The 25,506-nt window shown below is 59.5% G+C and carries 25 protein-coding genes; 1 reads left to right on the top strand and 24 read right to left on the bottom strand.

Annotated features, from left to right (window positions below; translation table 11 throughout):
- Positions 1 to 40 precede the first annotated feature (40 nt).
- The 7 genes from RGU44_RS08365 to ribBA all read right to left on the bottom strand — a co-directional run bounded on the left by RGU44_RS08365 (position 41) and on the right by ribBA (position 7,139).
- A complete protein-coding gene (locus RGU44_RS08365; RefSeq protein ID WP_322178986.1) occupies positions 41 to 1,084 on the bottom strand; it encodes an LLM class flavin-dependent oxidoreductase in 1,044 nt (347 codons plus the stop codon).
- A gap of 60 nt (positions 1,085 to 1,144) precedes the next feature.
- Positions 1,145 to 1,630, bottom strand: a complete 486-nt coding sequence (locus tag RGU44_RS08360) for a flavin reductase family protein (RefSeq protein ID WP_322178987.1) — start codon at positions 1,628 to 1,630, stop codon at positions 1,145 to 1,147.
- Positions 1,631 to 1,802: 172 nt separating this feature from the next.
- Positions 1,803 to 2,957 (bottom strand): ABC transporter ATP-binding protein, encoded by a 1,155-nt coding sequence (locus RGU44_RS08355; protein WP_322178988.1) that lies wholly within the window; start codon positions 2,955 to 2,957, stop codon positions 1,803 to 1,805.
- A gap of 17 nt (positions 2,958 to 2,974) precedes the next feature.
- Positions 2,975 to 3,784 carry an ABC transporter permease gene (locus RGU44_RS08350; RefSeq protein WP_322178989.1) on the bottom strand — a complete coding sequence of 270 codons (810 nt, stop codon included), beginning with the start codon at positions 3,782 to 3,784 and terminating at the stop codon, positions 2,975 to 2,977.
- 6 nt (positions 3,785 to 3,790) lie between these two features.
- Positions 3,791 to 4,735 carry an ABC transporter permease gene (locus RGU44_RS08345; RefSeq protein WP_322183131.1) on the bottom strand — a complete coding sequence of 315 codons (945 nt, stop codon included), beginning with the start codon at positions 4,733 to 4,735 and terminating at the stop codon, positions 3,791 to 3,793.
- On the bottom strand, positions 4,732 to 5,757 hold the full coding sequence (locus RGU44_RS08340; RefSeq protein WP_322178990.1) for an ABC transporter substrate-binding protein: 1,026 nt from the start codon (positions 5,755 to 5,757) through the stop codon (positions 4,732 to 4,734). Before RGU44_RS08340 ends, RGU44_RS08345 begins: the two co-directional genes overlap by 4 nt.
- Positions 5,758 to 6,029: 272 nt before the next feature.
- Positions 6,030 to 7,139: a bifunctional 3,4-dihydroxy-2-butanone-4-phosphate synthase/GTP cyclohydrolase II gene (gene ribBA, locus RGU44_RS08335; protein WP_322178991.1), complete on the bottom strand. Its 1,110-nt coding sequence runs from the start codon at positions 7,137 to 7,139 to the stop codon at positions 6,030 to 6,032.
- Between the two features lie 86 nt (positions 7,140 to 7,225).
- Here ribBA and RGU44_RS08330 point away from each other — a divergent pair, with 86 nt between their 5' ends.
- Entirely contained in the window at positions 7,226 to 7,519 is a 294-nt protein-coding gene (locus RGU44_RS08330) for a DUF1330 domain-containing protein (protein ID WP_322178992.1), read from the top strand.
- A gap of 16 nt (positions 7,520 to 7,535) precedes the next feature.
- On the opposite strand, the gene RGU44_RS08325 is transcribed toward RGU44_RS08330, so the two are convergent.
- The 17 genes from RGU44_RS08325 to RGU44_RS08245 all read right to left on the bottom strand — a co-directional run bounded on the left by RGU44_RS08325 (position 7,536) and on the right by RGU44_RS08245 (position 25,406).
- The gene (locus tag RGU44_RS08325) at positions 7,536 to 8,099 is read right to left on the bottom strand and encodes an NUDIX hydrolase (protein ID WP_322178993.1); all 564 of its coding nucleotides are present in this window, start codon (positions 8,097 to 8,099) and stop codon (positions 7,536 to 7,538) included.
- 2 nt (positions 8,100 to 8,101) lie between these two features.
- Positions 8,102 to 8,854, bottom strand: a complete 753-nt coding sequence (locus RGU44_RS08320; RefSeq protein WP_219059903.1) for a GntR family transcriptional regulator — start codon at positions 8,852 to 8,854, stop codon at positions 8,102 to 8,104.
- Positions 8,855 to 8,979: 125 nt separating this feature from the next.
- Positions 8,980 to 10,431: an NAD-dependent succinate-semialdehyde dehydrogenase gene (locus RGU44_RS08315; RefSeq protein WP_322216609.1), complete on the bottom strand. Its 1,452-nt coding sequence runs from the start codon at positions 10,429 to 10,431 to the stop codon at positions 8,980 to 8,982.
- Positions 10,432 to 10,497: 66 nt separating this feature from the next.
- Complete coding sequence (locus RGU44_RS08310; protein WP_322216606.1) at positions 10,498 to 10,983, bottom strand: flavin reductase family protein; 486 nt, start codon at positions 10,981 to 10,983, stop codon at positions 10,498 to 10,500.
- A gap of 13 nt (positions 10,984 to 10,996) precedes the next feature.
- Positions 10,997 to 12,478: an aldehyde dehydrogenase gene (locus tag RGU44_RS08305; protein WP_322216603.1), complete on the bottom strand. Its 1,482-nt coding sequence runs from the start codon at positions 12,476 to 12,478 to the stop codon at positions 10,997 to 10,999.
- A complete protein-coding gene (locus RGU44_RS08300) occupies positions 12,475 to 13,308 on the bottom strand; it encodes an alpha/beta fold hydrolase (protein ID WP_322178998.1) in 834 nt (277 codons plus the stop codon). Before RGU44_RS08300 ends, RGU44_RS08305 begins: the two co-directional genes overlap by 4 nt.
- A gap of 25 nt (positions 13,309 to 13,333) precedes the next feature.
- Entirely contained in the window at positions 13,334 to 13,924 is a 591-nt protein-coding gene (locus tag RGU44_RS08295) for an amino acid synthesis family protein (protein WP_322216601.1), read from the bottom strand.
- 345 nt (positions 13,925 to 14,269) lie between these two features.
- Positions 14,270 to 15,595, bottom strand: coding sequence for a tRNA 5-hydroxyuridine modification protein YegQ (gene yegQ / locus RGU44_RS08290; RefSeq protein WP_322216598.1), 1,326 nt, complete (start codon positions 15,593 to 15,595; stop codon positions 14,270 to 14,272).
- A gap of 143 nt (positions 15,596 to 15,738) precedes the next feature.
- Entirely contained in the window at positions 15,739 to 16,521 is a 783-nt protein-coding gene (locus tag RGU44_RS08285; RefSeq protein ID WP_322216595.1) for an IclR family transcriptional regulator, read from the bottom strand.
- A gap of 110 nt (positions 16,522 to 16,631) precedes the next feature.
- Positions 16,632 to 17,315, bottom strand: coding sequence for a sarcosine oxidase (locus RGU44_RS08280; protein WP_322179002.1), 684 nt, complete (start codon positions 17,313 to 17,315; stop codon positions 16,632 to 16,634).
- Positions 17,316 to 17,317: 2 nt separating this feature from the next.
- A complete protein-coding gene (locus RGU44_RS08275) occupies positions 17,318 to 20,257 on the bottom strand; it encodes a 2Fe-2S iron-sulfur cluster-binding protein (protein WP_322216592.1) in 2,940 nt (979 codons plus the stop codon).
- On the bottom strand, positions 20,244 to 20,549 hold the full coding sequence (locus RGU44_RS08270; protein WP_322179004.1) for a sarcosine oxidase subunit delta: 306 nt from the start codon (positions 20,547 to 20,549) through the stop codon (positions 20,244 to 20,246). Before RGU44_RS08270 ends, RGU44_RS08275 begins: the two co-directional genes overlap by 14 nt.
- Before the next feature lie 12 nt (positions 20,550 to 20,561).
- Entirely contained in the window at positions 20,562 to 21,803 is a 1,242-nt protein-coding gene (locus RGU44_RS08265; protein ID WP_322216590.1) for an FAD-dependent oxidoreductase, read from the bottom strand.
- Positions 21,803 to 22,723, bottom strand: a complete 921-nt coding sequence (gene folD, locus RGU44_RS08260) for a bifunctional methylenetetrahydrofolate dehydrogenase/methenyltetrahydrofolate cyclohydrolase FolD (protein ID WP_322216587.1) — start codon at positions 22,721 to 22,723, stop codon at positions 21,803 to 21,805. Before folD ends, RGU44_RS08265 begins: the two co-directional genes overlap by 1 nt.
- A complete protein-coding gene (purU, locus tag RGU44_RS08255) occupies positions 22,720 to 23,586 on the bottom strand; it encodes a formyltetrahydrofolate deformylase (protein ID WP_322216585.1) in 867 nt (288 codons plus the stop codon). Before purU ends, folD begins: the two co-directional genes overlap by 4 nt.
- Positions 23,587 to 23,868: 282 nt before the next feature.
- A complete protein-coding gene (locus RGU44_RS08250) occupies positions 23,869 to 25,083 on the bottom strand; it encodes a type II toxin-antitoxin system HipA family toxin (protein ID WP_322216582.1) in 1,215 nt (404 codons plus the stop codon).
- A complete protein-coding gene (locus RGU44_RS08245) occupies positions 25,083 to 25,406 on the bottom strand; it encodes a transcriptional regulator (RefSeq protein ID WP_322216580.1) in 324 nt (107 codons plus the stop codon). The genes RGU44_RS08250 and RGU44_RS08245 overlap by 1 nt, the downstream gene beginning before the upstream one ends.
- Positions 25,407 to 25,506 lie beyond the last annotated feature (100 nt).

The raw sequence follows: 25,506 nt of genomic DNA, 5'->3' as shown, positions 1-25,506 counted from the left end.
TCGGCCCCCTACAGGTACGACGGTGCACAGAACTGCCAGCTTATTCGAACGCCGGCATGACCTGCTTGATGAACAGTTCCAGCGATTTCTTTTTCTCGGCGTGGGGCAAGCTGTTGTCACACCAGAAGCTGAACTCATCAACGCCCAGTTCCTGGTAGTACTTGATCCGGGCAATGACCTCTTCCGGGGTGCCAATCATGGTGTTCTTGTGGATGTTTTCAAGTTCGAACTCCGGGCGATCCGCAAATTTCTCTTCCGGGCTCGGCGCAAGGAAGCCATTGACGGGCACTTGCTTGTTGCCGAACCAGGCGTCGAACGTGCGGTAGAAACGCGAGATGGCCTTGGCGCCGACTTTCCAGCCTTCGGGGTCGTCGACACTGTGGACGTGGGTGTGGCGCAGTACCATCAGTTGAGGGCGCGGAACCTCTGGATTATTGGCCAGCGCGGTTTCGAACTTGTTCTTCAAGTCGAGCACTTCTTCGTCGCCTTTCATCAGCGGCGTGACCATGACGTTGCAGCCGTTTTTCACTGCGAAGTTATGTGAGTCAGGATCGCGGGCGGCAATCCACATGGGAGGATGCGGTTTCTGGATTGGCTTTGGCACGCTGGTGGAGGTGGGGAATTTCCAGATATCACCGTCATGGGCATAGTCGCCTTCCCACAGCTTGCGCACCACCGGGACCATTTCACGCAGGTGATTACCCCCTGAAGCAGCGGGCATGCCACCGGCCATACGGTCGAACTCGATCTGATAAGCGCCACGAGCCAGTCCGACTTCCATCCGTCCATTGCTGATCACGTCAAGCAGGGCGCATTCACCCGCGACGCGTAACGGATGCCAGAACGGCGCGATGATCGTACCGGCGCCCAAGTGGATGGTGGTCGTACGGGCTGCGAGGTAAGCCAGCAGCGGCATCGGACTCGGGGAGATGGTGTATTCCATGGCGTGATGTTCGCCGATCCAGACCGTACGGAAGCCACCGGCCTCGGCCATCAGGGTCAATTCGGTCAGGTCTTCGAACAATTGGCGATGGCTGACTTCCTCATTCCAGCGCTCCATATGCACGAACAAAGAAAATTTCATGACACATTCCTCAAGTCTTTTTAGTGGGCCTGTCAGGTGCAGGCGTGCGACGGTTTCGGATCAAGCAAAGGCTGGCAGTGCGCCCATCTTGCCGCGGCAGTACACCAACGGGCTGGTCTGTTGCTGAGGGACGATAAGGTTTTTCACCGCACCGACCATGATGGCGTGATCGCCGCCTTCGTACTCACGCCACAGTTCACACTCAATGATCGCGGTGGCATTGTTCAGCAGCGGATTACCCAGCTCGCTGAGCGTCCACTCGATACCTTGCGCCTTGTCTTTGCCTTTGCGGGCAAAGGCAAAGGCTTCAGTTTGCTGTTCGCCGGAGAGAAAGTGGATAGCGAAGCGTTTGTTCTTGATCAGTACCGGGTAAGAGTCTGAACTGTAGTTGGGGCAGAACAGCACCAAGGCCGGCTCCATCGACAGCGAACTGAAGGCGCTGGCCGTCAAACCGACGATTTCGCCATTGTCATCCAGCGTGGTTATCACCGTCACCCCGGAGGGGAAGGAACCCATGACTAATTTGTAGACATTTGCATCGATCATTGGATTTTCCTCAGGTGACGGTGGCACCAGGCCTAATTGTATGGATTGTGTGTCTGATGGTATACCGTAATACCTTCTTTGCAAGTGGTATTTTTCCCGTGCGACGAAGACGATATTTCAGGCATAAAAAAGCCGACGCCTGGGTAGAAGCGTCGGCTTGGTGGGGAGTGGATCAGTGTGCGCCAGCCGCCTTGTTCAGGTCGCTTTCGGTCCATTGGGTATAGATACATGCATCGGCGGCGGCCCAGCGCACGCGCACCGGGTCCCCATCGTGGAGCGGCATTCCAGAGGCCGACAGCGCCTTGACGGTCATTACGGTGCCGCCTGCGGTGACAACGCTGCAGGTCTGACTCTCTCCGAGGAACAGGACTTCAGTCACCTTGGCAGCCACTTCGTTCCAGCCTGCTGCGAGAGGCTCGTTCCGGGCCTGTTCTACGCTCAGGGCCTGGGCTTTTTCCGGACGTACCATCAGCAGCAGGTCCTGCTCGGTCTGAAGCCCGGAGGTCAGGCGGATCGACAAGGGTTGGCCTTCAAAGACGCCCACGGCATTGCCCTGAGCCTTGAGCTTGAGGAAGTTCGAGTTGCCGAGGAATGACGCAACGAACGCATTTGGCGGGTTCTGGTACAGGTCATAACCGCTGCCCAGACCAACGATCTTGCCATGGCTGAAGATCGCTATGCGTTGCGACAGGCGCATGGCTTCCTCTTGATCGTGGGTTACGTAAACGATGGTGATGCCCAGCCGACGATGCAACTGACGCAGTTCATCCTGCAAATCCTCCCGCAGCTTTTTATCCAGCGCGCCGAGGGGTTCGTCCATCAACAGGATGCGCGGTTCGTAGACTAGGGCCCGGGCAATCGCCACGCGTTGCTGCTGGCCACCTGACAGTTGTGAAGGGCGGCGATGGGCGAACTGCTCGAGCTGAACCAGCTTGAGCATGGCGTCGACCCGGCGTTCGCGCTCGGCGCTGGCGAGTTTGCGGATGACCAGCGGGAAACCGATGTTGTCGCGTACCGACAGGTGCGGGAACAATGAGTAGCGCTGGAACACCATGCCAATATCGCGCTTGTGCGGCGGTACGTTGACCAGAGACTGACCATTGACCAGGATCTCCCCGGAACTGGGTGTCTCGAAACCGGCCAGCATCGACAGGGTGGTACTTTTGCCGGAGCCGCTGGAGCCGAGGAAGGTTAGGAATTCACCGTCCTGGATATCCAGCGAGATGTTGTCCACGGCGGCAAAGTCGCCGTAGTGCTTGTTCAGGTTGCGCAAGCTGACCAGGGTCTTGTTGGCCTGCTGCGCAGGGTCTTTGATCACAGCACTCATGTCGTACTCCTAGGCGCTCAGGCGCTGACTTCGTTGCGCCGGCGCACAGCGGCGGCGATCACCATGACCAGCACCGACAGCGCGATCAGCAGCGTCGAGGCGACGGCGATCACAGGTGTCAGGTCCTGACGCAGGGTGGTCCACATTTTTACCGGCAAGGTTTGCAGGGTCGGGCTGGCCATCATCACGCTCAGCACCACCTCGTCCCACGACACCAGGAAGGCGAACAGGGCGCCCGCCACCATGCCGGGGCGAATCGCCGGGAATGTCACCCGGAACACCGCCTGCAGGCGCGAAGCCCCACAGATCACAGCGGCGTCTTCGATGGACTGGTCGAACAGTTTCAGTGAGTTGATGATCGAGATAATGGTGAACGGCAACGCGACGATCACATGGCTGACCACAAACGCAAACATCGTCCCGGTGTAACCCAGTTTGAGGAACAACGCGTACACGGCCACGGCGATGATCACCAGCGGCACGATCATTGGCAGGGTGAACAGGCCGTAGAGCATTTCCCGGCCCCGGAAGCGCCCGCGCACCAGGGCAAAGGCGGTCGGCAAGCCCAGAGCTACAGCAAAGATCGTGGTTAGGACCGCGACCTTGAGGCTGGCGAAGGCGGCGTCCATCCAGTCGGCATTGGAGAAAAACTGGCTGTACCACTTCAACGTCCACCCTGGTGGCGGGAACACCAGCCACTGAGATGAACCGAACGACAGCAGCACGATGAACACGATGGGCAGCAGCAGAAACAGCGCAATAGCTCCGGTTGTGAGGTAAAGGCCCAGACGCATGCGCCGGCTCATCGCATTGGCGGTCAATAACATGATGGTTTACCTCGAGTTGCTGGAGCCGACCGGGGATTCCGGTTGCAGCTTCAGGTAGAAGTAGAACAGCACCAGAGTGATCAGGATCAGCAATGCTGCACCTGCACTGGCCAGACCCCAGTTGAGGAAGGACTGCACCTGCTGGATGATAAATTCCGGCAGCATCATGTTCTGCGCGCCACCCAGCAGGGCCGGGGTGACGTAGTAGCCCAGAGACATGACGAACACCATCAAGCCGCCGGAGAACAACCCCGGACGGCACAATGGCAGGAACACCCGGAAAAAATTGCTCCATGGGCTGGCGCCACAAATGGAACCGGCCTGGAGGACCATGGGGTCAATCGCTTGCATGGTGGCCTGCAGCGGCAGAACGATGAACGGGATCATGATGTAGCTCATGCCAATCACCACCCCGGTCAAGTTGTGCACCATTTCCAGGGGTTGATCGATAATGCCCATGGCCATCAAGGCCTTATTGATCACCCCGGAAGCCTGGAGCAGCACGAGCCAGGAATAGGTCCGCGCCAACAGACTGGTCCACATCGACAGCAAGACGATATTGAGTATCCAGCGCCCCCAGCCACGAGGGACCAGGGTGATCGCCCATGCCAGGGGAAAGCCCAGCAGTAGACTGAATACCGTTACCAGACCCGCCACGGCGAAGGTGTTGAACAGCACACGGGCGTATGCGGAATTGGCGAACAACTCGGCATAGTTTCCCAGCCCCGGCGTGGGCTCAAGCACGCCGCGCAGTAACAGGCTGACCAGCGGCGCGAAGAAAAACAAGCCGAGGAACAACAGCGCCGGGATCAGGTTGCTGGCACCGCGCCAACGCTGCATCAGTGGAGTGGAATGCTTCATGACCGCAGCCTTGTCTGGAGCCGGGACGGCAGCGCCAGAGGCGCTCCCGACCGGGTTGGATTGACGGAGCGCGGTGGCCGTCATTTTCATTTGAGAAGCCATTCGTTCCACCGTGTCGCGATGGTCTGACCATTCTTGGCCCAGTACGCGAAGTCGAGAGTGATCTGATCCTTAGCGTAGGCAGTCGGCAGGTTAGGTGCCAGTACTGAGTCCAGACGTTGCACGCTGTCGGTGTTGACCGGTGCATAGGCGGTCAGGTTAGAGAAGTCGGCTTGGCCTTTGGCAGAGCTGGAGTTGGCCAGGAATCGCATGGCCGCATCCTTGTTCTTTGATCCTTTAGGGATGACCAGGAAGTCGGCCATGACCAGGTTCTGTTTCCAGCTCACACCGACCGGTGCGCCATCTTCTTGCAGTGCATGGATACGGCCATTCCAGAATTGACCGAGGCTGGCTTCACCGGAGGCCAGCAGTTGTTGGGATTGCGCGCCGCCGCCCCACCAGACGATGTCTTTCTTGATAGTGTCGAGTTTCTTGAACGCGCGATCCAGGTCCAGCGGATAGAGCTTGTCAGCGGGCACACCGTCGGCCAGCAGCGCCAGTTCAAGCACGCCAGGGCTCGGCCATTTGTACAGGGCGCGTTTGCCGGGGTAGGTCTTGGTGTCGAATAGTGCTGTCCAGTCCTGTGGGGCTTTGCCGCCCAGCTTGCCTTCGTTGTAGCCGAGGACGAAGGAAAAGAAGAACGAACCAACGCCATAATCGGAGACGAAGCGCGGGTCGATCTTGTCGCGCTGGATAACCTTGAAGTCCAACGGTTCAAGCAGACCTTCAGCCGCTGCGCGCAGGGCAAAATCAGCCTCTACATCGACCACGTCCCATTGCACGTTGCCACTTTCGACCATCGCCTTGAGTTTGCCGTAGTCGGTTGGGCCGTCCTGAACCACCTTGACCCCACTGGCTTTGCTGAAGGGATCGGCCCAGGCCTGCTTTTGCGCGTCCTGGGTGGAGCCGCCCCAGCTGACGAAACTCATGCTGTCGGCGGCGATGGCCGCGTTACAAGTTACTGCCAGTAAGCTTGCCGCGAGTACCGCAGCTGCACGTTTATTCAACACCATTTTCACGCCCTCATTTGTTGTGTTTTGAGCGGGCTGTTGACGCCCGCCTATCGGGAGCAGTAGGTCCATTGGAGCCTTGAACATTGACCGTGCCAGGCGCTGTTGTTGTGTGCTGTCCCTTTCAGGCGCACCTGGAAAACTATCCGGTCTATGGAATATCATATTATGGTATTCCAAACTTTCTGCAAGGGTTTCGCCTCACCGATTGTCTGTCTTTGTCTTGTTTTTTTGTTCTGTTTGGTTCGTCACCTGCCTGAGCGTGTTTGACGCCATCAGCCCGTAAACGGAATGCTTTCCACCACCTCCAAGTTGTACCCCGTCAACCCTGCATATTTCAGTGGCGGCCCGAGGTGGCGTAGTTTCCCCACGCCGATGTCTTGCAGAATCTGTGCCCCCGTACCGACTTCTGAATAGATGCGTGATTGCGAGCGGGTGTATTGCCGTGGTGGCTGGGTCAGTTGCGGAATCCGCTCAAGCAGCGCCTGCGAAGATTCATGGTTGGCGAGTACCACCACCACGCCGCAGCCTTCTTCGGCTACTTTTTGCAACGCTGCCCACAGCGTCCAGTTCGACGGTCCAGTGTATTCGGCACCCACCAGATCGCGCAGTGGATCGATCACATGCACGCGCACCAGGGTCGGGGCTTCGCGACGAATATTGCCCATAACCATGGCCATATGGACGCCACCTTCGATCCGGTCTTCGTAGGTGATAAGCCGAAAAGTACCGTGAACGGTAGGGAGTTCGCGCTCGCCGATGCGGGTTACAGTGCGTTCGGTACTAAGCCGGTAATGGATCAGGTCGGCGATGGTGCCGATCTTGATACCGTGTCTGGCCGCGAACACTTCGAGGTCGGGACGGCGGGCCATGGTGCCGTCATCGTTCATCACCTCAACGATCACCGACGCCGGGGTAAAACCCGCCAGGCGCGCGAGGTCACAGCCAGCCTCGGTGTGCCCAGCACGGGTCAGCACGCCGCCTTCCTTGGCCCGTAATGGAAAGATATGCCCCGGCTGCACCAGGTCTTCTGCTCGGGCGTTGGCTGCGACAGCGGCTTCGACAGTGCGTGCGCGGTCAGCAGCGGAGATCCCGGTGGTGACACCGCTGGCGGCTTCGATGGAGACCGTGAACGCCGTGCTGAACGCACTGCCATTGCTCGGCACCATCTGTTCCAGGCCCAGGCGCTGGCAATGTTCGTCGGTCAGCGTAAGGCAGATCAGGCCGCGTGCTTCCCGGGCCATGAAGCTGATCGCCTGAGCCGTGCAGCGGTCGGCGGCGAGCAGCAGGTCACCTTCGTTTTCTCTATCCTCATCGTCGACCAACAGGACCATTTTGCCTTGGCGGTAATCTTCGATGATTTCTTCGATGCTATTGAAGGCCATGCTTGGGCTCTCTGTATGGCGAATGGTAGAGGGTTTATTTTTCTGGTATACCATAATACAAATTAAACCGAAATAACGAGGTCGCCATGAAGGCTTACTGGATCGCTCACGTCGATGTCACCGACTTGGATCAATACGCGCAATACACCCAGCGTGCGCCAGCAGCGTTCGCGCTTTTTGGCGGCAAACTGCTGGCCCGTGGCGGGCGTTCCGAAGCGATGGAGGGTAGGGCGACGCCGCAACGCAGCGTGGTGATCGAGTTCGAATCCTACGAGCAGGCGCTGGCGTGCTACCACTCGGAGCAGTATCAGCAGGCGTGCGAGTACCGCCAAGGTGCGGCCAAGGCGGAGGTGATTATCGTCGAGGGGTATGAGTCTTGAGCGCTAGCCGGAGGGTTCAGCGGATGAAATGGATTTTTCCGCTGTCGTCATTGCCGATATAGATACCGTAGACCCCGGCTTGGCGTTCTTCTATGTAGCGTTCGAGGATCTGCCGGATGGCCGGATAGTAGATGCTGTCCCAGGGAATGTCTTCGGGTGCGAAAAAGCGGCAGTCGAGGGTTTCCGGGCCATATTGCCCCGTGTTCTCCACGGCGATGGCGCGGAAGATAATGTAGACCTCGCTGATCTGCGGCACGCTGAAGATAGAGTAGGGCGAGATGATTTCTGCACGCACGCCCGTTTCTTCCCAAACCTCGCGCAGGGCTCCTTGCTCGGTGGTTTCGCCACTTTCCATAAAGCCTGCGGGGAGGGTCCAGGTGCCGGGACGTGGCGGGATCGCACGTTGGCACAGCAGGTACTTGCCGTCCTGCTCGATGATGCAGCCGGCAATGATCTTCGGGTTGATGTAATGAATGTAACCGCAGCCGCTGCACATCAAGCGCTCATGGGTGTCGCCAGGCGGGAGCTGATGACCGAGATCACTGCTACCGCATTGCGGGCAAAAGCGCGGGCTGGGCATGTTCAGCGACCTATGCGCGGTTCTTTGAGGGCGATGGGCGAGACGATTTCACGCACCTTGCCGGTTTCGTTCTGCTTTAACTTAAGATAGTCCAGCGCCACTTTGGCGGCTGCCCGCACATGGTCGACCGAGGCCTGATGCGCGGCCAACGGATCGCCACTCTTGATCGCCTCGACTATGTGTTCCATTTCCAGATTGCTGACGCCGCGACGGTTTTCCTGGGACACGGAGGTGGCTCGCAGGTAGCTGATGCGGGCCTGCAACTGGCGCAACTGGGTCGCCGCGACGTGATTGCCCGAGCCTTCCAGCAGAACGTCGTAGAAGCCTTGCACCGAGTCGAGTACTTGCTGCAGTTCGCCGTCTTTGAGCGCCTTGCGGTTCTCCTCGAGAGCTTTCTCCAGGGCGCGAATGTCCTTGGCTTTAGCTCTGAGGGTGAATAACTGGACGATCAGGCCTTCGAGCACGCAGCGCAGCTCATAGATATCGCAGGCGTCTTCCAGGGTGATGATCGCGACACTCGGACCCTTGGCGTCGGCGAATTCAACCAACCCTTCGGATTCCAGATGGCGCAGGGCTTCACGAACCGACGTACGGCTGACGCCCAGACGCTCGCAAAGATCTCGCTCGACCAGACGGTCTCCCGGCAAAAGCTGGAAGTTCATGATGGCGCTTCGCAGTTTATCCAGCACGATTTCGCGCAGGGTAATGGGGTTGCGATTGACTTTGAAGCTGTCGTCAAGTGGCAGGCGTTTCATTGGGGCCGCTCTGAGTGGGGCTGTCCATGCAAAAGGAGCACCTTGATCGAGGATCTGCGGCGCTCCAGTCATTATTCAAAACAATGGCGGAGTTTATCATGTCGGGTTCTTTAAGCGACAAGCCCTCAAAGCCCCCCCATCAAGGTGTATTTGAGTTCCAGGTAATCTTCAATGCCGTATTTCGACCCTTCGCGGCCGAGGCCCGAGGACTTGATTCCACCGAAGGGCGCGACTTCTGTGGAAATCAGCCCCTCGTTGATCCCGACCATGCCGTACTCCAGGCCTTCGCTCATGCGCCATGAACGGCCCAGATCGCGGGTGTAGCAATAGGCTGCGAGACCAAACTCAGTGTCGTTGGCCAGGCGCAAGGCCTCGCTTTCGCTGTCAAAGCGGAATACGGCGGCCAACGGACCGAAGGTCTCCTCGCGGGCGACTTTCATCTCGTGTGTCACCTCCGCGAGCACCGTTGGCTGGAAGAAACCATGGCCCAGCGCATGCCGTTCGCCGCCGCAGACCAGGCGAGCGCCTTTAGCCAGGGCATCCTGCACATGGTCCTCGACCTTGGCCACTGCCCGATCGTTGATCAATGGGCCTTGGCTGACGCCCTCGTCGAAACCGTCGCCGACCTTCAGTTCGCGGACACGCTCCTCAAGCCGGGCGACGAAAGCATCATGGATGCCGCTCTGCACGAGGAAGCGGTTGACGCAGACGCAGGTTTGTCCGGCGTTTCGAAATTTGGCGATTAAGGCGCCTTCGATCGCGCGCTCCAGGTCGGCATCGTCGAACACAATGAAGGGGGCATTACCGCCGAGTTCCAGAGAGACCTTTTTCAACGTCGAGGCACATTGGGCCATCAGTAACTTGCCAATGGTCGTGGAGCCGGTGAAGGACAGTTTGCGCACCTCGGGACTGCTGGTCAGCTCGGCGCCGATGGCAATAGCATCGCCCGTAATTACGTTGAAAATCCCTGCGGGAATGCCCGCCTGTTCCGCCAGCACGGCCATGGCCAATGCCGAGAACGGTGTTTCCGGGGCCGGTTTGACGATGCACGGGCAACCGGCAGCCAGTGCCGGACCGGCTTTGCGGGTGATCATCGCCGCCGGGAAATTCCACGGAGTGATCGCCGCGACGACGCCAATTGGCTCCTTGCTGACGACGATCCGCGCATCGCCCTTGTGGCTGGGAATGGTGTCGCCATAGATGCGTTTGGCTTCTTCGGCGAACCACTCGATGAAACTGGCGGCATAGAGGACCTCACCCCTGGCTTCGGCCAGTGGCTTGCCTTGCTCCAGAGTAAGGATCTCGGCCAGGGCGTCGGCGTTTTCCAGCATCAACGCGTGCCAGCGCTTGAGCACCGTGCTGCGGTCTTTGGCCGTGCGTGCGCGCCAGGCCGGCCAGGCGGCATGGGCTGCGGCGATGGCTTCTCGGGCTTGTTCTGCACCGAGGTTCGGCACGTGACCGATGACTTCACCCGTGGCCGGGTTGTAGATGGCGTGGCGAGTACCGTTTTGGGCGTCACACCATTGGCCATTGATAAAGGCCTGCTGGCGAAACAGTTGCGAGGCTGCTGGGGTCATGCCGGCTCCCGGAAATAAAAAGGGGCCGCGACCGAATAGGGTGGCGTGCGGCCCTGAAACATTTGCTCAGGCGAGGGTGGGCAAGGGGCCCAGCTTGCCACGGTGATAGATCATCGGTGTCGCCGGCTGATCAGGCAGAATCAGGTTCTTCACTGCCCCAACGATGATCGCGTGGTCGCCGCCATCGTATTCGCGCCACAGTTCACACTCGATGATCGCAGTGGCCTTGGCCAGCAGCGGGTTGCCGAGTTCGCTCAGGTGCCACTCGATGCCTTTGGCTTTGTCCTTACCTTTACCGGCGAAGGCGTAGGCCTCCGCCTGCTGATCCGCCGACAGCAAATGAATGGCGAATCGTTTGCTGTTGCGCAGGATCGGGTACGTATCGGAGGCGTAGTTGGGGCAAAACAGCACCAGTGCCGGATCAATCGACAGCGCGCTGAAGGCGCTGGCAGTGATGCCGACGATGCCGCCTTCGGGGTCCAGGGTGGTGACCACTGTGACCCCGGAGGGGAAGGAGGCCATGACCTCCTTGTAAATGCCAGGTTCGATCATCTTAGGTCACCTCTCAACGCATGACAAAGGGGTCGGGCATCGGCGCCGACGACAGGTTGATCCACACGGTTTTCAGTTCGGTATAGGCCAGCACCGAATCGATGCCGCTTTCGCGACCGTAGCCGCTGTTCTTGAATCCGCCAATGGGCGCCATGGCCGAAACAGCACGGTAGGTGTTGACCCAGATGATCCCGGAGCGCACATCCCGCGCCATGCGGTGAGCGCGGCCCAGATCACGGGTCCAGATGCCTGCGGCGAGACCAAACTGCGAATCGTTGGCGATGGTCAGCGCCTCTGCTTCGTCCTTGAAACGGATCACTGACGCGACCGGGCCGAAGACTTCTTCTTGCATGATCTTCATCGAATTGTGGTCACATTCGAACAGGGTTGGCTCGTAATACCAGCCGTCATTGTCCATCTGCGGGCGCTTGCCACCCAGGCGCAGATGAGCACCTTCGGCGATGGCGTCGGCCACCAGGCCTTCGACGACGGCCAATTGCTGTGCGGTGGCCATCGGGCCCATCTCGCTGGCGTCGTCCTGCGGATTGCCGATACGAATCCGCTTGGCCCGTTCAACCAAACGCTCGACGAATTCGTCGTAGATTTCGTCTTGGACCAACAGGCGCGAACCGGATACACAGCTCTGTCCGGATGCGGCATAAATACCGGCGATGGCACCGTTGATCGCGCTGTCGAGGTCGGCGTCGGCGAAGATTATGTTCGGTGATTTGCCGCCCAGTTCCAGCGACAATTTGGCAAAGTTCTCTGCACTGCTGCGTACCACATGACGGGCCGTTGCCGCGCCGCCGGTAAAGGCGATTTTGCGCACCAGAGGGTGGCGGGTCAGGGCTGCACCGGTGCTGGGGCCATAGCCAGTAACAACGTTGACTACGCCTGGCGGGATACCCGCTTCCAGAGCCAGACGGGCCAGCTCGAGAACCGTTGCGGACGCATGTTCCGAGGGCTTGAGGACGATGGTGTTGCCGGCCGCGAGGGCTGGCGCCAGCTTGATCGCGGTCAGGTACAGCGGGCTGTTCCAGGGGATGATTCCGGCTACCACGCCCATGGGTTCATGCACGGTGTAGGCAAACAGGTCGGGCTTGTCCAACGGCAGGGTGCCGCCTTCGAGCTTGTCGGCCAGGCCTGCGGTGTAGTGAAAAAACTCGGGCAAGTAATTGACCTGACCCCGCGTCTCGCGGATCAGCTTGCCGTTATCGCGGCTTTCCAACTGCGCCAGTTGCTCTTTGTTTTCGGCGATCAGATCGCCAAGACGTCGCAGCAGTTTGCCGCGAGCGGTGGCGGTGAGACCGCGCCACGCCGGACTCTCGAATGCCTTTTGCGCAGCCTGGACGGCGCGCTCGACATCGGCTTCGTCTGCATCGGGCAGTTCGGCCCAGGCTTGGGCCAGTGCCGGGTTGAAGCTTTCGAAGGTCTTGCCGGAGAGGGCATCGACCCATTGGCCGTCGATGCACATTTGGAAGCGTGCGAGCGTCATGCAACGTTCCCCTTTGTTGGGTGTTGTCGGGTTTGTGCGGAGGCGAGAAAGTCCAGCAGCACCTGGTTGACCAGTCGCGGCGACTCCACCAGCATCATATGCCGTTGCTCGTCGAGGACAGCAACTTGCGCGCCAGGGATCCGTTCAGCCAATTGTCGGGCCATCTCCGGTGTCGAACCGGGGTCCAGCGCGCCGGTGGCAATCAGGGTCGGCACCTGAATGCTGCCCAGGTCCTCGGCGCGGTACATGTCTTGGGTGGCGAACAGCTCATACGTGGTCAGATAGCCCTGTGGGTCATTACCGGCCAGCGTCTGGCGGATCGCGGCAATCTGCCCAGGATTAGCAGCCTGGTATTCACGACTGAACCAGCGTGACAGCGCCGCCTCGGCATTCGCATCAGGGCCATGTTCGGCGGCTTGAGTCGTCCGCTCGTTGACCCCGGCGCGCTGTTCGGCGCTACGGTTGAACACGCTGTTGAGCACCACCAGCCCGAGCATGTGCTCTGGATAGTGCAAGGCGAACGCGCGAGCGACCAATCCACCCATGGAGAAACCAATCACCGTGGCTTGCGGCAGCTGCAAATGGTCGAGCAATTCGAGTAACTGATCGGCGTAGCCAAGCAGCCCGGTGCCCGGTTCCGGGCGCGGGCTGGCGCCATGCCCCAGCATGTCATAGGCAATCACGCGGTAGTGCGGAGCGAGACCAACGATCTGGCCGCCCCACATCTCTTTATTCAGGCCCACGCCATGGATCAGTACCACGGGTTGGCCTTGGCCGGTCGCCAGATAGCTGGTGCCGGCCGGGGTACGTTCAGCGGTGAGCCGAATCATGGATCGCTCCTGCAAATCTTATGGGTTACTGGGCTTTCTCTGCGGCCAGTTCTTCCAGATCGATGTAACGATTGCCGATGCGTGGGTGCAGACGACCCCCGTTGGCACAACCGAGGACAACAACGATCTCATCCGCGCGCGGGGCGTCTTCAATCTGCATTTCCAGGGTGATGTAGTGCGAACGCAGACCTTCATCGTCTTTATGCATCATCGGAATCTGGATCGACGTGCCTGGACCACCGCGCTTGTTAGTGAAGCTCAAGTAGCTTTTGGCTTTGACTGCTTCGCGGTAATGGTTGCCGAAACGCAGGGTGTGGATCACCGCAGAGGCGTGCTCGATTTCTCCATCGGCGCCGACCACGGCCGCTTTGCCATAGGCTTCGATCTTGTCCGCACCGCCGATGGTGGCAATCAGACGCTCGACCATCAGTGCGCCCAGATCGGAGCAGTTGGCCCGAATTTCCGGCTTCAAATCTTCAACAAAACCACGACCCAACCATGGGTTTTTGATTACAACAGCCAAGCCAACCATGGTCACTGGCGTGTCGGTGGCTTTGCCGCCCTCGATGAAGGTTTCTTCGATGTAGCTGACGATTTTGCGAATTTCAAAACTCATGAGCGGCTCCAGAAAAGAGGGAGGGGGAATGCGTCGCTGTATGATGGTATACCATAATATTGCGTATGCAAGCCCCAGCTGCATGTTCATGAAAGGGGAAGACGACGGAAGGTAGGGACGTGCAGCGTTGGCCGGTTAAGGATGGGTATTGCGGCGGGCAGGCGGGCAGGCGGAGATTTTTGGGCTTAAACAGGAGGGAGTCGCCGCCTGACAGGACGACGCGGTGGGCATCACCGTTCGGCAGTTCGGGCATGCGCACTACTACACGGACGCCGGGCACCGCTGGTTTCGCGGTATGGATGCCCGGATCTTGGGTGCACCAGCAATGGGGGGGTTAGGGTGCCTTCAGCTCACACTTACATCCCGCATCAACAACCCGAAATGCAAGTCCACCGCATCCGGTATTGGTAAATACACCGTATGACCGTCCCCTGGTGCAACCTCGGTCGGCTCACCTTTGACGTTCTGCAACTGATGCAGATCGAAGTGGAAGTTGCCCTTGGGCGTCATCAGCTCCATGTGGTCGCCCAGGCCAAAGCGATTCTTGACCTTTACTTCGGCCAATCCATCACGCCGCTCGCCGGTCAGTTCGCCGACAAACTGCTGTCGCTCCGAAACCGAGCTGCCGTTCTGGTAGTTCTGGTATTCATCATGCACATGCCGACGCAGGAAACCCTCGGTGTAGCCGCGCTGAGCCAGGGATTCCAGATCGGTCATCAGGCTACGGTCGAACTCGCGGCCAGCCACCGCATCGTCGATTGCCTGGCGATAGACCTGAGTGGTCCGCGCGCAATAGAAGTGAGATTTGGTCCGGCCTTCGATCTTCAGTGAGTGCACGCCCATCTGCGTCAGGCGCCCGACATGCTGTACGGCGCGCAAGTCTTTGGAGTTCATGATGTAGGTGCCGTGCTCGTCCTCGAAGGCCGGCATCAGTTCGTCCGGTCGATTGGCTTCCTGCAACAGGAACACCTGATCGGTCGGCGCGCCGGTACCCAGAGTCGGTTCGGGCTGGAAGGTCTGAACGATCTCGCCGAGCTGATTTTCCGTGGCTTCCTGGGCCGAGTATTTCCAGCGGCAGGCATTGGTGCAGCTACCTTGGTTAGCATCGCGCTTGTTCATGTAGCCCGACAGCAAGCAGCGGCCGGAGTAGGCCATGCACAGCGCGCCGTGGACAAACACTTCCAGTTCCATGGCTGGCACTTGCTGACGAATTTCAGCGATTTCTTCCAGGGACAGTTCCCGGGACAGAATGATCCGGCTCACGCCCTGTTGCTGCCAGAACTCGACACTGGCCCAGTTCACCGTGTTGGCCTGCACTGACAGGTGGATCGGCATCTGCGGGAAGTGTCGGCGTACCAGCATGATCAGGCCAGGGTCGGACATGATCAGCGCGTCCGGGGCCATGGCAATCACCGGCTCCAGGTCTTTCAGGAAGGTCTTGAGCTTGGCGTTGTGCGGCGCGATGTTCACCACCACGTAGAAGCGCTTACCCTGGGCCTGGGCTTCTTGAATGCCGAGGGCCAGGTTGGCGTGATCGAATTCGTTGTTGCGCACTCGTAAGCTGTAGCGCGGCTGGCCGGCGTACACCGCATCTGCGCCGTAGGCGAAGGCATAACGCATGTTTTTCAGGGTACCAGCGGGGGCGAGCAGTTCCGGGGTTGAGAGGGTCATGGCAGCGTCGGTCGCAAAAACCGCTGAGGGTAATCGGCTTGCCCGTGGGGTTTATTGATCTGGATCTATGCTTGGTGAACAAACGCATGGCACTACAAATTGCTGTTGGTATAGAGCCGGGTGCAAAGAGCCTGCTCTGAGTGTCAGGCGTTGAAACCCATCTCGGCAGAGATCAGGCGGGCGCTGTCCAGCAGCATGTTCTTGAAGCGTTCGCGATTTTCAGGATTGTCCATGATCGCGTCTGGCCCGGACAGGTTGATGGCCGCGACCACGGCGTCCCGATGATCACGAATGCTGGTGGCGATAGCGGTGGAGTAGTCAGAGCGGTGCAGTACCCAGCCCAGTTGCCGGTCCTGCTCGGCGATTTGTTGCAGCTCGGGCAAGGTTTTGGGCGCGGGTGCCGGGTAATCGTCCAAGCGTACGTGCTGATACAGGCTGATCAGGGTGGCTTCGCTCACGTCGCTGAGCAGCACCCGGCCCAGCGCCGTGCAGTGACAGGCGATCCGGGTGCCAATGGGCACGTTGACCGACAATCGTTGAGAGGCGAAGGCGCGGTAGATATAGACGCTGTCGGTCTGCTCGCGCACAGCCAGGTGGCACGACAGCGAGCTGCGATCACGCAGGATGTTGAGGTAGGGGATCGCGACGTCCACCAAGTCGCGGCTGGCCAGGTAGGTGAAGCCATCGGCGATGACCTGCGGGCCGAGTTCATAGGTGTTCTTCGCGACTTTCTTCAGGTAGCCCATGCCATTGAGCGTCTGCACGATGCGGTAGATCGACGACACGCTGACCCCCAGGCGTTCGGCGATGTCGTTCATGCTCAGCACCCGTTCGGCGCTGCTGAACAGCTGCAAAATCCACAGCCCGCGTTGCAGGGCCGGAACACGGTAATCGCTGTCTTGCGAGGGCTCTTCAATGCTGTTCACAGCGTCTCCTGGGTGTCAGCGGCGATCATAAATCCATTGCAGGAGCTGCCGAAGGCTGCTCCTGCAGAGGATTGCGATCTCCTGTGGGCGAATTATTTCGCGTTCATGGGCTATGCCAACAACGCATCGACCCCAACAGGCTTGCCACCAAACTCCTGCATGGCATCCAGTAACGCGTCCCACAAATATTGGGCCGAAGCCCGATCACACAGGATGTGGAACAGTGGCAAGTCCGGTTGCGAGCCGTTGATGATGATTGCGCTCATCCGTGCCACTGAGGTTTGCGCCACGGCACCCGGGGCGAATGCCTGTTGGCGCAGATCGACGCCGCAGACCTTGGCCATTACTGAACTGATGTGTTCGCCGGTCAGCACCAGCCATGCGTGACTGTCCTGACGTGGCAGCAAATAGCAGCCCTTTTCGGATAACTGCCACTGGTCTTCGAGCTTCTGCAAGCGTGCACCGGCATCCTGAAAACTGCCCAGCAGGAAATACTCGGTCTGCGAAAGGCGGGCGACATGGCTGCCATCGCCTTGCGTTACACAGCGATTGGGTGCGGTCGGCAGATCGAATTGCTCCGCGTGCAGATGCGCAGCGGCATCGACCCCACGAAAGCCGACCCGCGCCAGATTACTCAGGTCAAGCAGGGCGCAGCGGGCCAGTTGTGCTGTTTCGTCCTGCTCGGCATAGCGGCTGACGATCAGGCTGTCACCCAGGCGTGCCAGTCGGGCGGTGGCCTGCAGCGTATACAGAGGGCTGCGCTGGCGAAAATCTTTGGCGTTAAGAGTGACCATGCTTACAACTCCTGGCGTTTGCTGTCGACATCGAAGAACGGCAGTTTGACCACCGTGGCCTGTACCACTTCACCGCCTTCCACCCGAATCGGAATCTGCTGGCCGGGGACGCTTTGATCGACGGCGGCATACGCCAGACCGATGATCATGCCCAGCGTCGGCGAGTACTCGCAGGAGGTGACGTTGCCGCTGATGTCCGGTCCTTTGAGCACCAGATGACCTTCCAGTGGCTGACTGCTGCCTTTGGGCAGGCTGAAACCGACCAGTTTGCGCTTGAGCGGCTGGGCTTCGAGGATGTCCACGGAGCGGCGCCCGACAAAAAACGGTTTCTTGCGGGAGATGGCCCAGCCCATGTCGATCTCTGCCGGATGGGTCATGCCATCGGTGTCCTGGCTGATGATCACGTGGCCCTTTTCCAGGCGCAGCAAACGTTGGGCTTCGACGCCGAACGGGCGAATGCCGTGTGCCTGGCCCGCATCCATCAGTGTGTCCCACAGGTATTCGGCATAACGTGCCTGCACATGGATTTCATAACCCAGCTCGCCGACGAAACCGACGCGCATGACCCGCGCCGCGATCCCTGCAACGGTGCCCTGACGCACGCCCAAATAGGGGAAGGCGTCAGGCGACAGGTCGATATCGGCGCAGAGCTTTCCCAACACTTCGCGCGAGTCGGGCCCGGCCAGGTTGACTGCTGCGATGGCGGCAGTGACGTTGGCGATATCGACGTTCAGACGCCATTGCACATTCCACTTGAGCATCGCCTGATAGATCCGGTCGACGCCGCTGGTGGTGGCCGTGACATAAAAATGCTGATCGGCCAGTCGCGCACAGACACCGTCGTCGATCACTACCCCGTGTTCGTTGGTCATCAGCGCATACCGAGTGCGGCCGATGGGTTGTTTGGCAAAGGCGAAGGTGTACATCCGCTCCAGCAGCTCGGCGGCGTCCGGGCCACGAATATCCAAGCCGCCAAGGGTCGAGACGTCGATCAGCCCGACGCCCAGGCGTACGTGAAGAGCTTCTTCCTGCATGCAGCGTTCACGTGTCGCTGGCTGACCTTTTTCATCCTTGAAAGCGTAATAGGCCGGACGTTGCCAGTTGCCTGCCGGCATCATTTTCGCGCCCGCTTGCAGGTGGCGGTTATGAATCGCGGTACGACGAATCGGGTCAAAGCTGCGTCCGGCGATATGCGCCAGTTTTTCCGCTTCGAAGGGCGGACGCGCCGTGGTAACCCCGGTTTCGCTGACGGTGCGCTGGGTACTGGCGGCAACCAGTCGCGCCGTTGGCAAGGCGGAATGACGGCCTTGGGACGGCCCCATGCCCACCGTGGAAAAGCGTTTGACCAACTGCACGTCGCGGTACCCGTGGCGTGTAGCGTTGATGATGTCGCGGATTTGCAGGTCTTCATCGAAATCGACGAATTCCTTGCCACTTGGGTGGGGGAAAATCGGCCAGTCGAAGTTAACCCGCTGTTCCGGGCTTAAGGTCTGCTCCTGATAGTCCGCTGACAGTCCCAGTGCCGCCGCCGCTTGTGCACCGACTTTGGCGCCATCCTTGAGTACGTTTTCCAGCAGATGACGACCGTTCACGGAGCCGGCGATGGCCAGGTTTTTCGGCAGGCCAGTGATGGCGAACTCGGCCGAAGGGTCGGCGTAGGCCAACTTACCGCCTGCCTGACACGCCAGTTGATAGACCGGCATGTAACCGGCAGTCATGCACAGCAGGTCGCAATCGAGTTGCAGGCTGCCTTGGTCGACTTCGCCACGGCGTGTGATCCGCCGGACATCGACGCCGCTGATATGGCGCATGCCCTTACTGTGCAAGGCTTCATAAACCGTGTGTTGCAGGTGCACGGTGATGCCCAGGCGTTTGAGCTCTGCAGCCAGGCGCGCATCGTCTGCGCTGTTGCGCATGTCGACCACGGCGGCGACGTCGACACCCTGTTCTATCAGGTCCAGGGCGGTGCGATAGCCGTCGTCATTGCCGGTAAGGACCACCGCACGCTTGCCGGGTTTGACCGCGTAAAGCTTCATCAGGCGCTGGGCTGCGCTGCACAGCATCACGCCGGGCAGGTCGTTGTTGCGGAAAATCACCGGCTGGTCGAAAGCGCCGGAGGCGATGATGCATTGGCTGGCGCGCACTTTGTACATGCGCTTGTCTTTGATCACCGGCAGGTAATTGTCGGTGAACCAGCCATTACACGTGGCTTCGGTGAGAACCTGGATGTTGGCATGCTGGCTGACTGCATCTACCAGTGCCTGGCGCACTTTATCGGCTTGCGTGCCCTGTACGTCGAAGCGTGCATAGGTGAGCGCACCACCCAGCAGACGCTGTTGTTCGATCAGCAATACCTTGGCCCCGGCATTGGCGGCGGTCAGTGCCGCCTGCAAACCGGCGGGACCGGCACCCACCACGGCCAGGTCGACGAACAGGTAAGCCTTGTCGTAATACTCGGGTTTGAAGTCCAGGTTGAGGATGCCCAGCCCGGCTTTCTTGCGGATCAGCGGCTCCCATATTTTCCACATGCCCTTGGGCTTGTAGAACGAACGGTAATAAAACCCCACGGGCATGAACCGTGAGAACTTGCCCAGCAGCGCATCGCGGTCGTTGTCCAATGTGCCGCTGTAGTTCTGCCCGCTGACTTCGGCACCGGCTTGCAGCCAATGGGTATCTGCCAGCACGTTGGGTTCATCTGGCAGTTGCACCAGGGTGTTCGCATCTTGCCCGGCCATGGTCAACGGCCCGCGAGGGCGGTGATATTTGAATGAGCGCGAGAGCAAATAACGGCCATTGCCGAGCAGGGCGCTGGCGATGCTGTCGCCGGCAAAACCGGTATAGGCCTTGCCATCGAAGTTGAACGCCAGTGGACGCTGACGATCAATCAGCAAGCCCATGGGCAACGGCAAGCGGCTTTCAAAAGTGGAATCAGGCTGGCTCATTGCTGTGCTCCGCAGGGCTGAACTCGACGCGCTGGTTATAGACTTCCCGGGCATCGAAGGTACGCAGAATTTCATCGGTGACGGTGTGTCGTTCGGCCAGGAACCAGTAGCTGGACGCGTTGTGCATCCACCACTCACGGACCACGCCTGCGGCGTTCTCGCTGTTGAACACGTAATGTGCCCATTGCGCATCGCTGCAGGTGGTCGGGTCAGGCATGTCCTTGAACTCGCCGCCGTAGGTGAATTCGGTGATGTTTCGCGGCCCGTTCAGCGGGCAATTCATGACTTTCATACGGTTTGCCCCTTAGTGGCTGGCCGCCGTAGCGCCCATCTCGTTGACTTGCTGGAAGGTCGAAAACCGCTCCAGACCGAAGGGTTTGATCAGGTCCGGCACCTTGCCGCCGGAGGCGACCAGTTCGGCCATGGTCCTGCCGCAGATCGGCGTGGCCTTGAATCCCCACGTGCCCCAGCCCGCGTCGAGGTAATAGTTTTCGACCGGCGACAGGCCCATGATCGGGCTATAGTCGGGGGTCATATCGGTGATGCCGGCCCACTGGCGCATCAGTTTGGCGTTGGCCAGGAAGGGGAACATTTCGATAGCAGCGGAAATCAGGCTTTCCTTCAGGTCCAGGGTCGAGCGGGTGTTGTACAGCGGGTAGGGGTCGGAACCGCCGCCGAACACCACTTCGCCACGGCCGGTCTGCTGCACATAGCAGTGCAGGGCCGACGAACTCACCAATGGGTCGAGAAATGGCTTGAACGGTTGGGTGACCATCGCTTGCAGGGGATAGCAGACGATGGGCATTTCGATCTTGGCTTTTTTGGCCATCAATGAACTGTGCCCGGCCACGGCCTGTACCGCGCAACCGCACTGGATCGTGCCGCGGTTGGTTTTTACGGCGGTGATCCTGCCGTTTTCGATGATCAGGTCCTGAACTTCGGTCAGCTGATGGATTTCGACTCCGCGTTTCGCTGCGCCCTTGGCATAACCCCAGGCCACGGCGTCATGACGCGCAGTGCCGCCGTCGATATGCCACAGCCCGGCCAGTACCGGCAGGTGCCCGGGGTCTAAATTGAGGCTCGGCACCAGTTCGCGAATCTGCTGGCGGTCGACCATTTCCGTACGGCCGCCGAAGTGCTTGTTCACTTCCGCGCGTTGGCGGAAGGCGCGTACGGTGGCGTCGGTGTGGGCCAGGGTCAGTTGGCCTCGCTCGGAATACATGATGTTGAAGTCGAACTCGTTGGACAGGTCCTTGAACAGCTTCACCGACTCGCTGTAGAACTTCACACCCTCGCTGGTCAGGTAGTTGGAACGGATCACCGCTGTGTTACGTGCGGTATTGCCGCCGCCCAGATAGGACTTTTCCAGCACAGCGACGTTAGTGATGCCGTGGTACTTGGCCAGGTAATAGGCAATTGCCACGCCGTGACCACCGCCGCCGATGATGACTACATCGTAGGAGGACTTGAGTTCCTTGGGCGGCGGCAGGTCCATTTCTGCCGTGTATTCGGCAGAAAGGCCATATTTCAAGAGATTGAATGGCATCACGCCTCCTGAGGCGAAGTGTGAGTGGTCGCGAGTTCAGCGGCGCGCAGCAATTGTCTGCGCGTGGCGGTCACGGTGTTTTTCAGCAGAAAGGCGATGGTCATCGGGCCGACACCACCGGGAACCGGGGTAATGGCGCTGGCAACGGTGCGGGCGCTGGCGTAATCGACGTCACCCACCAGTCGGCTGCCCTGTTCGGTGTCGATTCGATTGATCCCGACATCGATCACCACCGCGCCGGGCTTGAGCCAGCTGGCGTCGATCATCTGCGGGCGGCCGACGGCAGCCACTACGATGTCTGCCAGGCGGCACAGCGCGGCGGCGTCGATGCTGCGTGAGTGCACCACAGTGACCGAGCAATTGGCTTGCAGCAGCAGGGTGGCCATGGGTTTGCCGACGATGTTCGAGCGGCCGATGACCACTGCATGCTTACCACTCAGGTCGCCGCACGTGTCGTGCAACAGGCGCATGCAGCCGCTAGGGGTGCAGGGCGTCAACACGTCCTGGCCCAGGACCAGCCCGCCGACGTTTTGCCGATGGAAGCCGTCGATATCTTTGGCCGGGTCGATGGCTTGAATGACCGCACCTTCGTCAATGTGGGCAGGTACCGGCAGTTGCACCAGAATGCCATTGACCTCAGGGTTGGCATTCAATTCGGCGATGACTGCCAGCAATTGCGCCTGGCTGGTGGTCGCGGGCAGACGCTGCTCCAACGAGCGAATGCCGGCTTCTTTGGCGCGCAGGATCTTGTTGCGCACGTAGACCTGACTGGCTGGGTCTTCGCCCACCAACAACACGGCCAGTGTGGGCGTGACCTGTTGCAGTGCAAGTTCGCGGACGTCGGCAGCGACTTCGCTGAGTACTTGTGCGGCGATGGCTTTCCCGTCGATATCGCGGGCGAGTTGAGTCGGGCTGTTCATCGGAAGATCACCGTTTTTTCGCGATTGATAAACACTCGGTGTTGCAGGTGATATTTGACGGCCTTGGACAGCGCGACCGTTTCCGTATCGCGTCCGATACTCACCAGATCGTCGGCTTTGTGCGCATGATCGACGCGTTGGACCTCCTGCTCGATGATCGGGCCTTCGTCCAGGTCCGAGGTGACGTAGTGGGCCGTGGCACCGATCAGCTTGACCCCGCGCTGGTGGGCTTGATGGTACGGCTTGGCACCCTTGAAACCCGGAAGGAACGAGTGATGGATGTTGATCGCCCGGCCCGACAATTGCTTGCACAGGTCATCGGAGAGGATTTGCATGTAGCGCGCCAGCACCACCAGATCGGTCTGCGTCTCTTCAACGATTTTCAGCAGCGCGGCTTCCTGCTGGGACTTGGTGTCCTTGGTCACTGGCAAGTAGATGAAACGGATGCCCTCGCGCTCGGCCATTGGCCGTAGGTCCAGGTGGTTGGAGACGATGGCGGTGATTTGCATGTCCATCTCGCCTTTGTGGTGGCGGTACAGCAGATCGGTGAGGCAGTGGTCGAATTTGCTGACCATGATCAGCACGCGCATCGGGTTGGCGACTGAGTGCAGTTGCCAGTCCATATTCAGCGCCGTGGCCACTTCATTGAAGTCCAGACGCAGCGCATCGATGTCGCCCTTGACGCCGCTGTTGAAGCGAAACACGGCGCGCATGAAGAACTGGCTGGTTTCTTCGTCGTCGAACTGGGCCAGCTCGCTGATGTAGCAGCGGTTGTCGGCCAGAAAAGACGTCACGGCGGCGACGATACCCGACGTCGCGGGACAGCTGATCTTGAAAATGAAGTGGTCCGGATCGGTGCTCATTACGGGTCCTCGCAGGGAGACATGCACGCTGAATGTTCATGGGTGGGGATTAAATTCAGGGATGAAGAAAAATTCCTCACGCGAATAAAATATTCCTGTGGCGCTTTTTATAGGTGAAATAAAAATCCGCGTCCAGCACTGTTTGGTTTTTTTTGCAGGGAGGGTGGCGAGTCGCGGGGACGCGCAGGCGTGTTTGCGAATGCAGCGTGTCAGGTACACCGCATCAGGGGATATGCAGGGGCGACGTCTGGCTGCTCACCTGCGAGGAGGTAAGGCAACGATCTACGCTTTCATGCGTGCCGAGCCGATTGCCGCGAGGGCAAGCATCAACTCAGTCCCTTTGAGGGTGTGCTTGTAGTGCGTCCGTAGATCGGACTCCCAAGCGATCACTTCAGCCAGGGTCGCGGCCGCTTGATCGGCGGTAAGCGCAAAGTGTGCGCAATGGCTCAACAGGTTGGCGCGACTGATCACCCGGCCCTCACGGCCCACGGCCATTGCGAGGTTGGGCGGAGAATACCCTTCGAGGCACGGCACCACGTCGTACATGGGCGCCAGCCGCCAGCCGCTCTTTAGCCAGAGGATAGCGTGATTCTTCGGGTGATCGTCGTCGTTGCCCACCAAGGCGTTGAAGCACATTCGCTTAAACAACTCCTGGAGGTCTTGCGCCGGCACACCACGGCGACTCATCTCGTTAGCGACGGAGGCATAGACCCAAGCGCTGCGGTCGGTGGTGTGCCATTCGGCGTCGAGCAAGGTGAGTGCGCTGAGCATCGGTATCCGAACGCTCATGTCAGCAGGCGGCATGCGGTCGAAACGCTCCACCAGCAAGGTCGAAGGCTTTTCGGCATACAGCGCGGTACGGGCGACATTCAAACCTTTCGCGGCCGCGAATGTCATGCAGGCATGTTCCAGTGCCGGAATATCGCACTGATCATAGCGGTCACGGGGTTTGACCAGAATCAGCACGCCGTGGTCCTGCAGGGTACGCTTGGGGCGGGCGCCTCCCAGAGAAGACCGTTGCCTGCGTAGCTTGAGGGTCTGAATCGCCTCTTCATCCAGTTGGTTATCGAATATGGCTTCGGTGGCCTGGATGAAGGGCGTGAGGCCCTTGAGCGACGGTAACGGATCCTGTCCGATACCGGTTGGCGGATGGCGCGTCTGGCCTGCCAGAAGGTTGCCCGCGCGATCATTGTTCGGGGATTTCAGCAGGTAATCGATAGGCCCCAGTGCGTGTCGATGGATGTCTTTCAAGACCCGCTCACCCCAGCCATCGGGCATCGCGTCGTTGATGAAGCCGGGTATTCCCTTGTTTTTGGTTATCGGGCCGAACGTTTCGCTGCGTAGCGGATAGCGAACCGGGTCGGGCACCCAGCCACGGGTAGTAACGTACTCTGGATCGTAAGTGAACTCGCCGACCCCGTTGACGATGACCAGTCGACCCAGAGAAACCACCTCGGCGGTTTCAGGATGCTCCATGTAGACGTAGGCCCTGGACATCAGAAGTCCTCACTTTGTGGTTTGGCCAGGCGAACTCGATGCGATGCATGGGGATCATTGGCTTGCAGCTGCGAGGAGGACTCGATGCCGTCGAGGCTGCGAAATACTTCCTGGGTGAGCCCCAGGTGCCAAAGCACCATCATGAACGAGCGTAATTCCACAAGGGGGTCGCCGCCCTCGATTTTACGTACCGTCTGCTCGGAAATTGAAAGGGACAGGGCCAGGTCTTTTTGTCGAAGCCTGGACTGCAGACGCCTGCTTTTTACCAGAAGCCCTATTCTATATAGGTTGTCGGCGCATTCCAGTGGAAGAAAGCTTTTCATAAACCGCCTTTTAGCAGTGCTAAACATAGATAAGCAGCACTATAGCACGCCTAAAGCATTGCGAAAGAGGGCGGGGAAGCTTGCTGGATGTCCGAAAGCC

The organism is Pseudomonas sp. 5C2, assembly GCF_034314155.1.
GTDB lineage: Bacteria > Pseudomonadota > Gammaproteobacteria > Pseudomonadales > Pseudomonadaceae > Aquipseudomonas.
The sequence above is the reverse complement of the archived record's forward strand: the minus strand, read 5'-3'. Positions and strand labels throughout refer to the sequence as shown.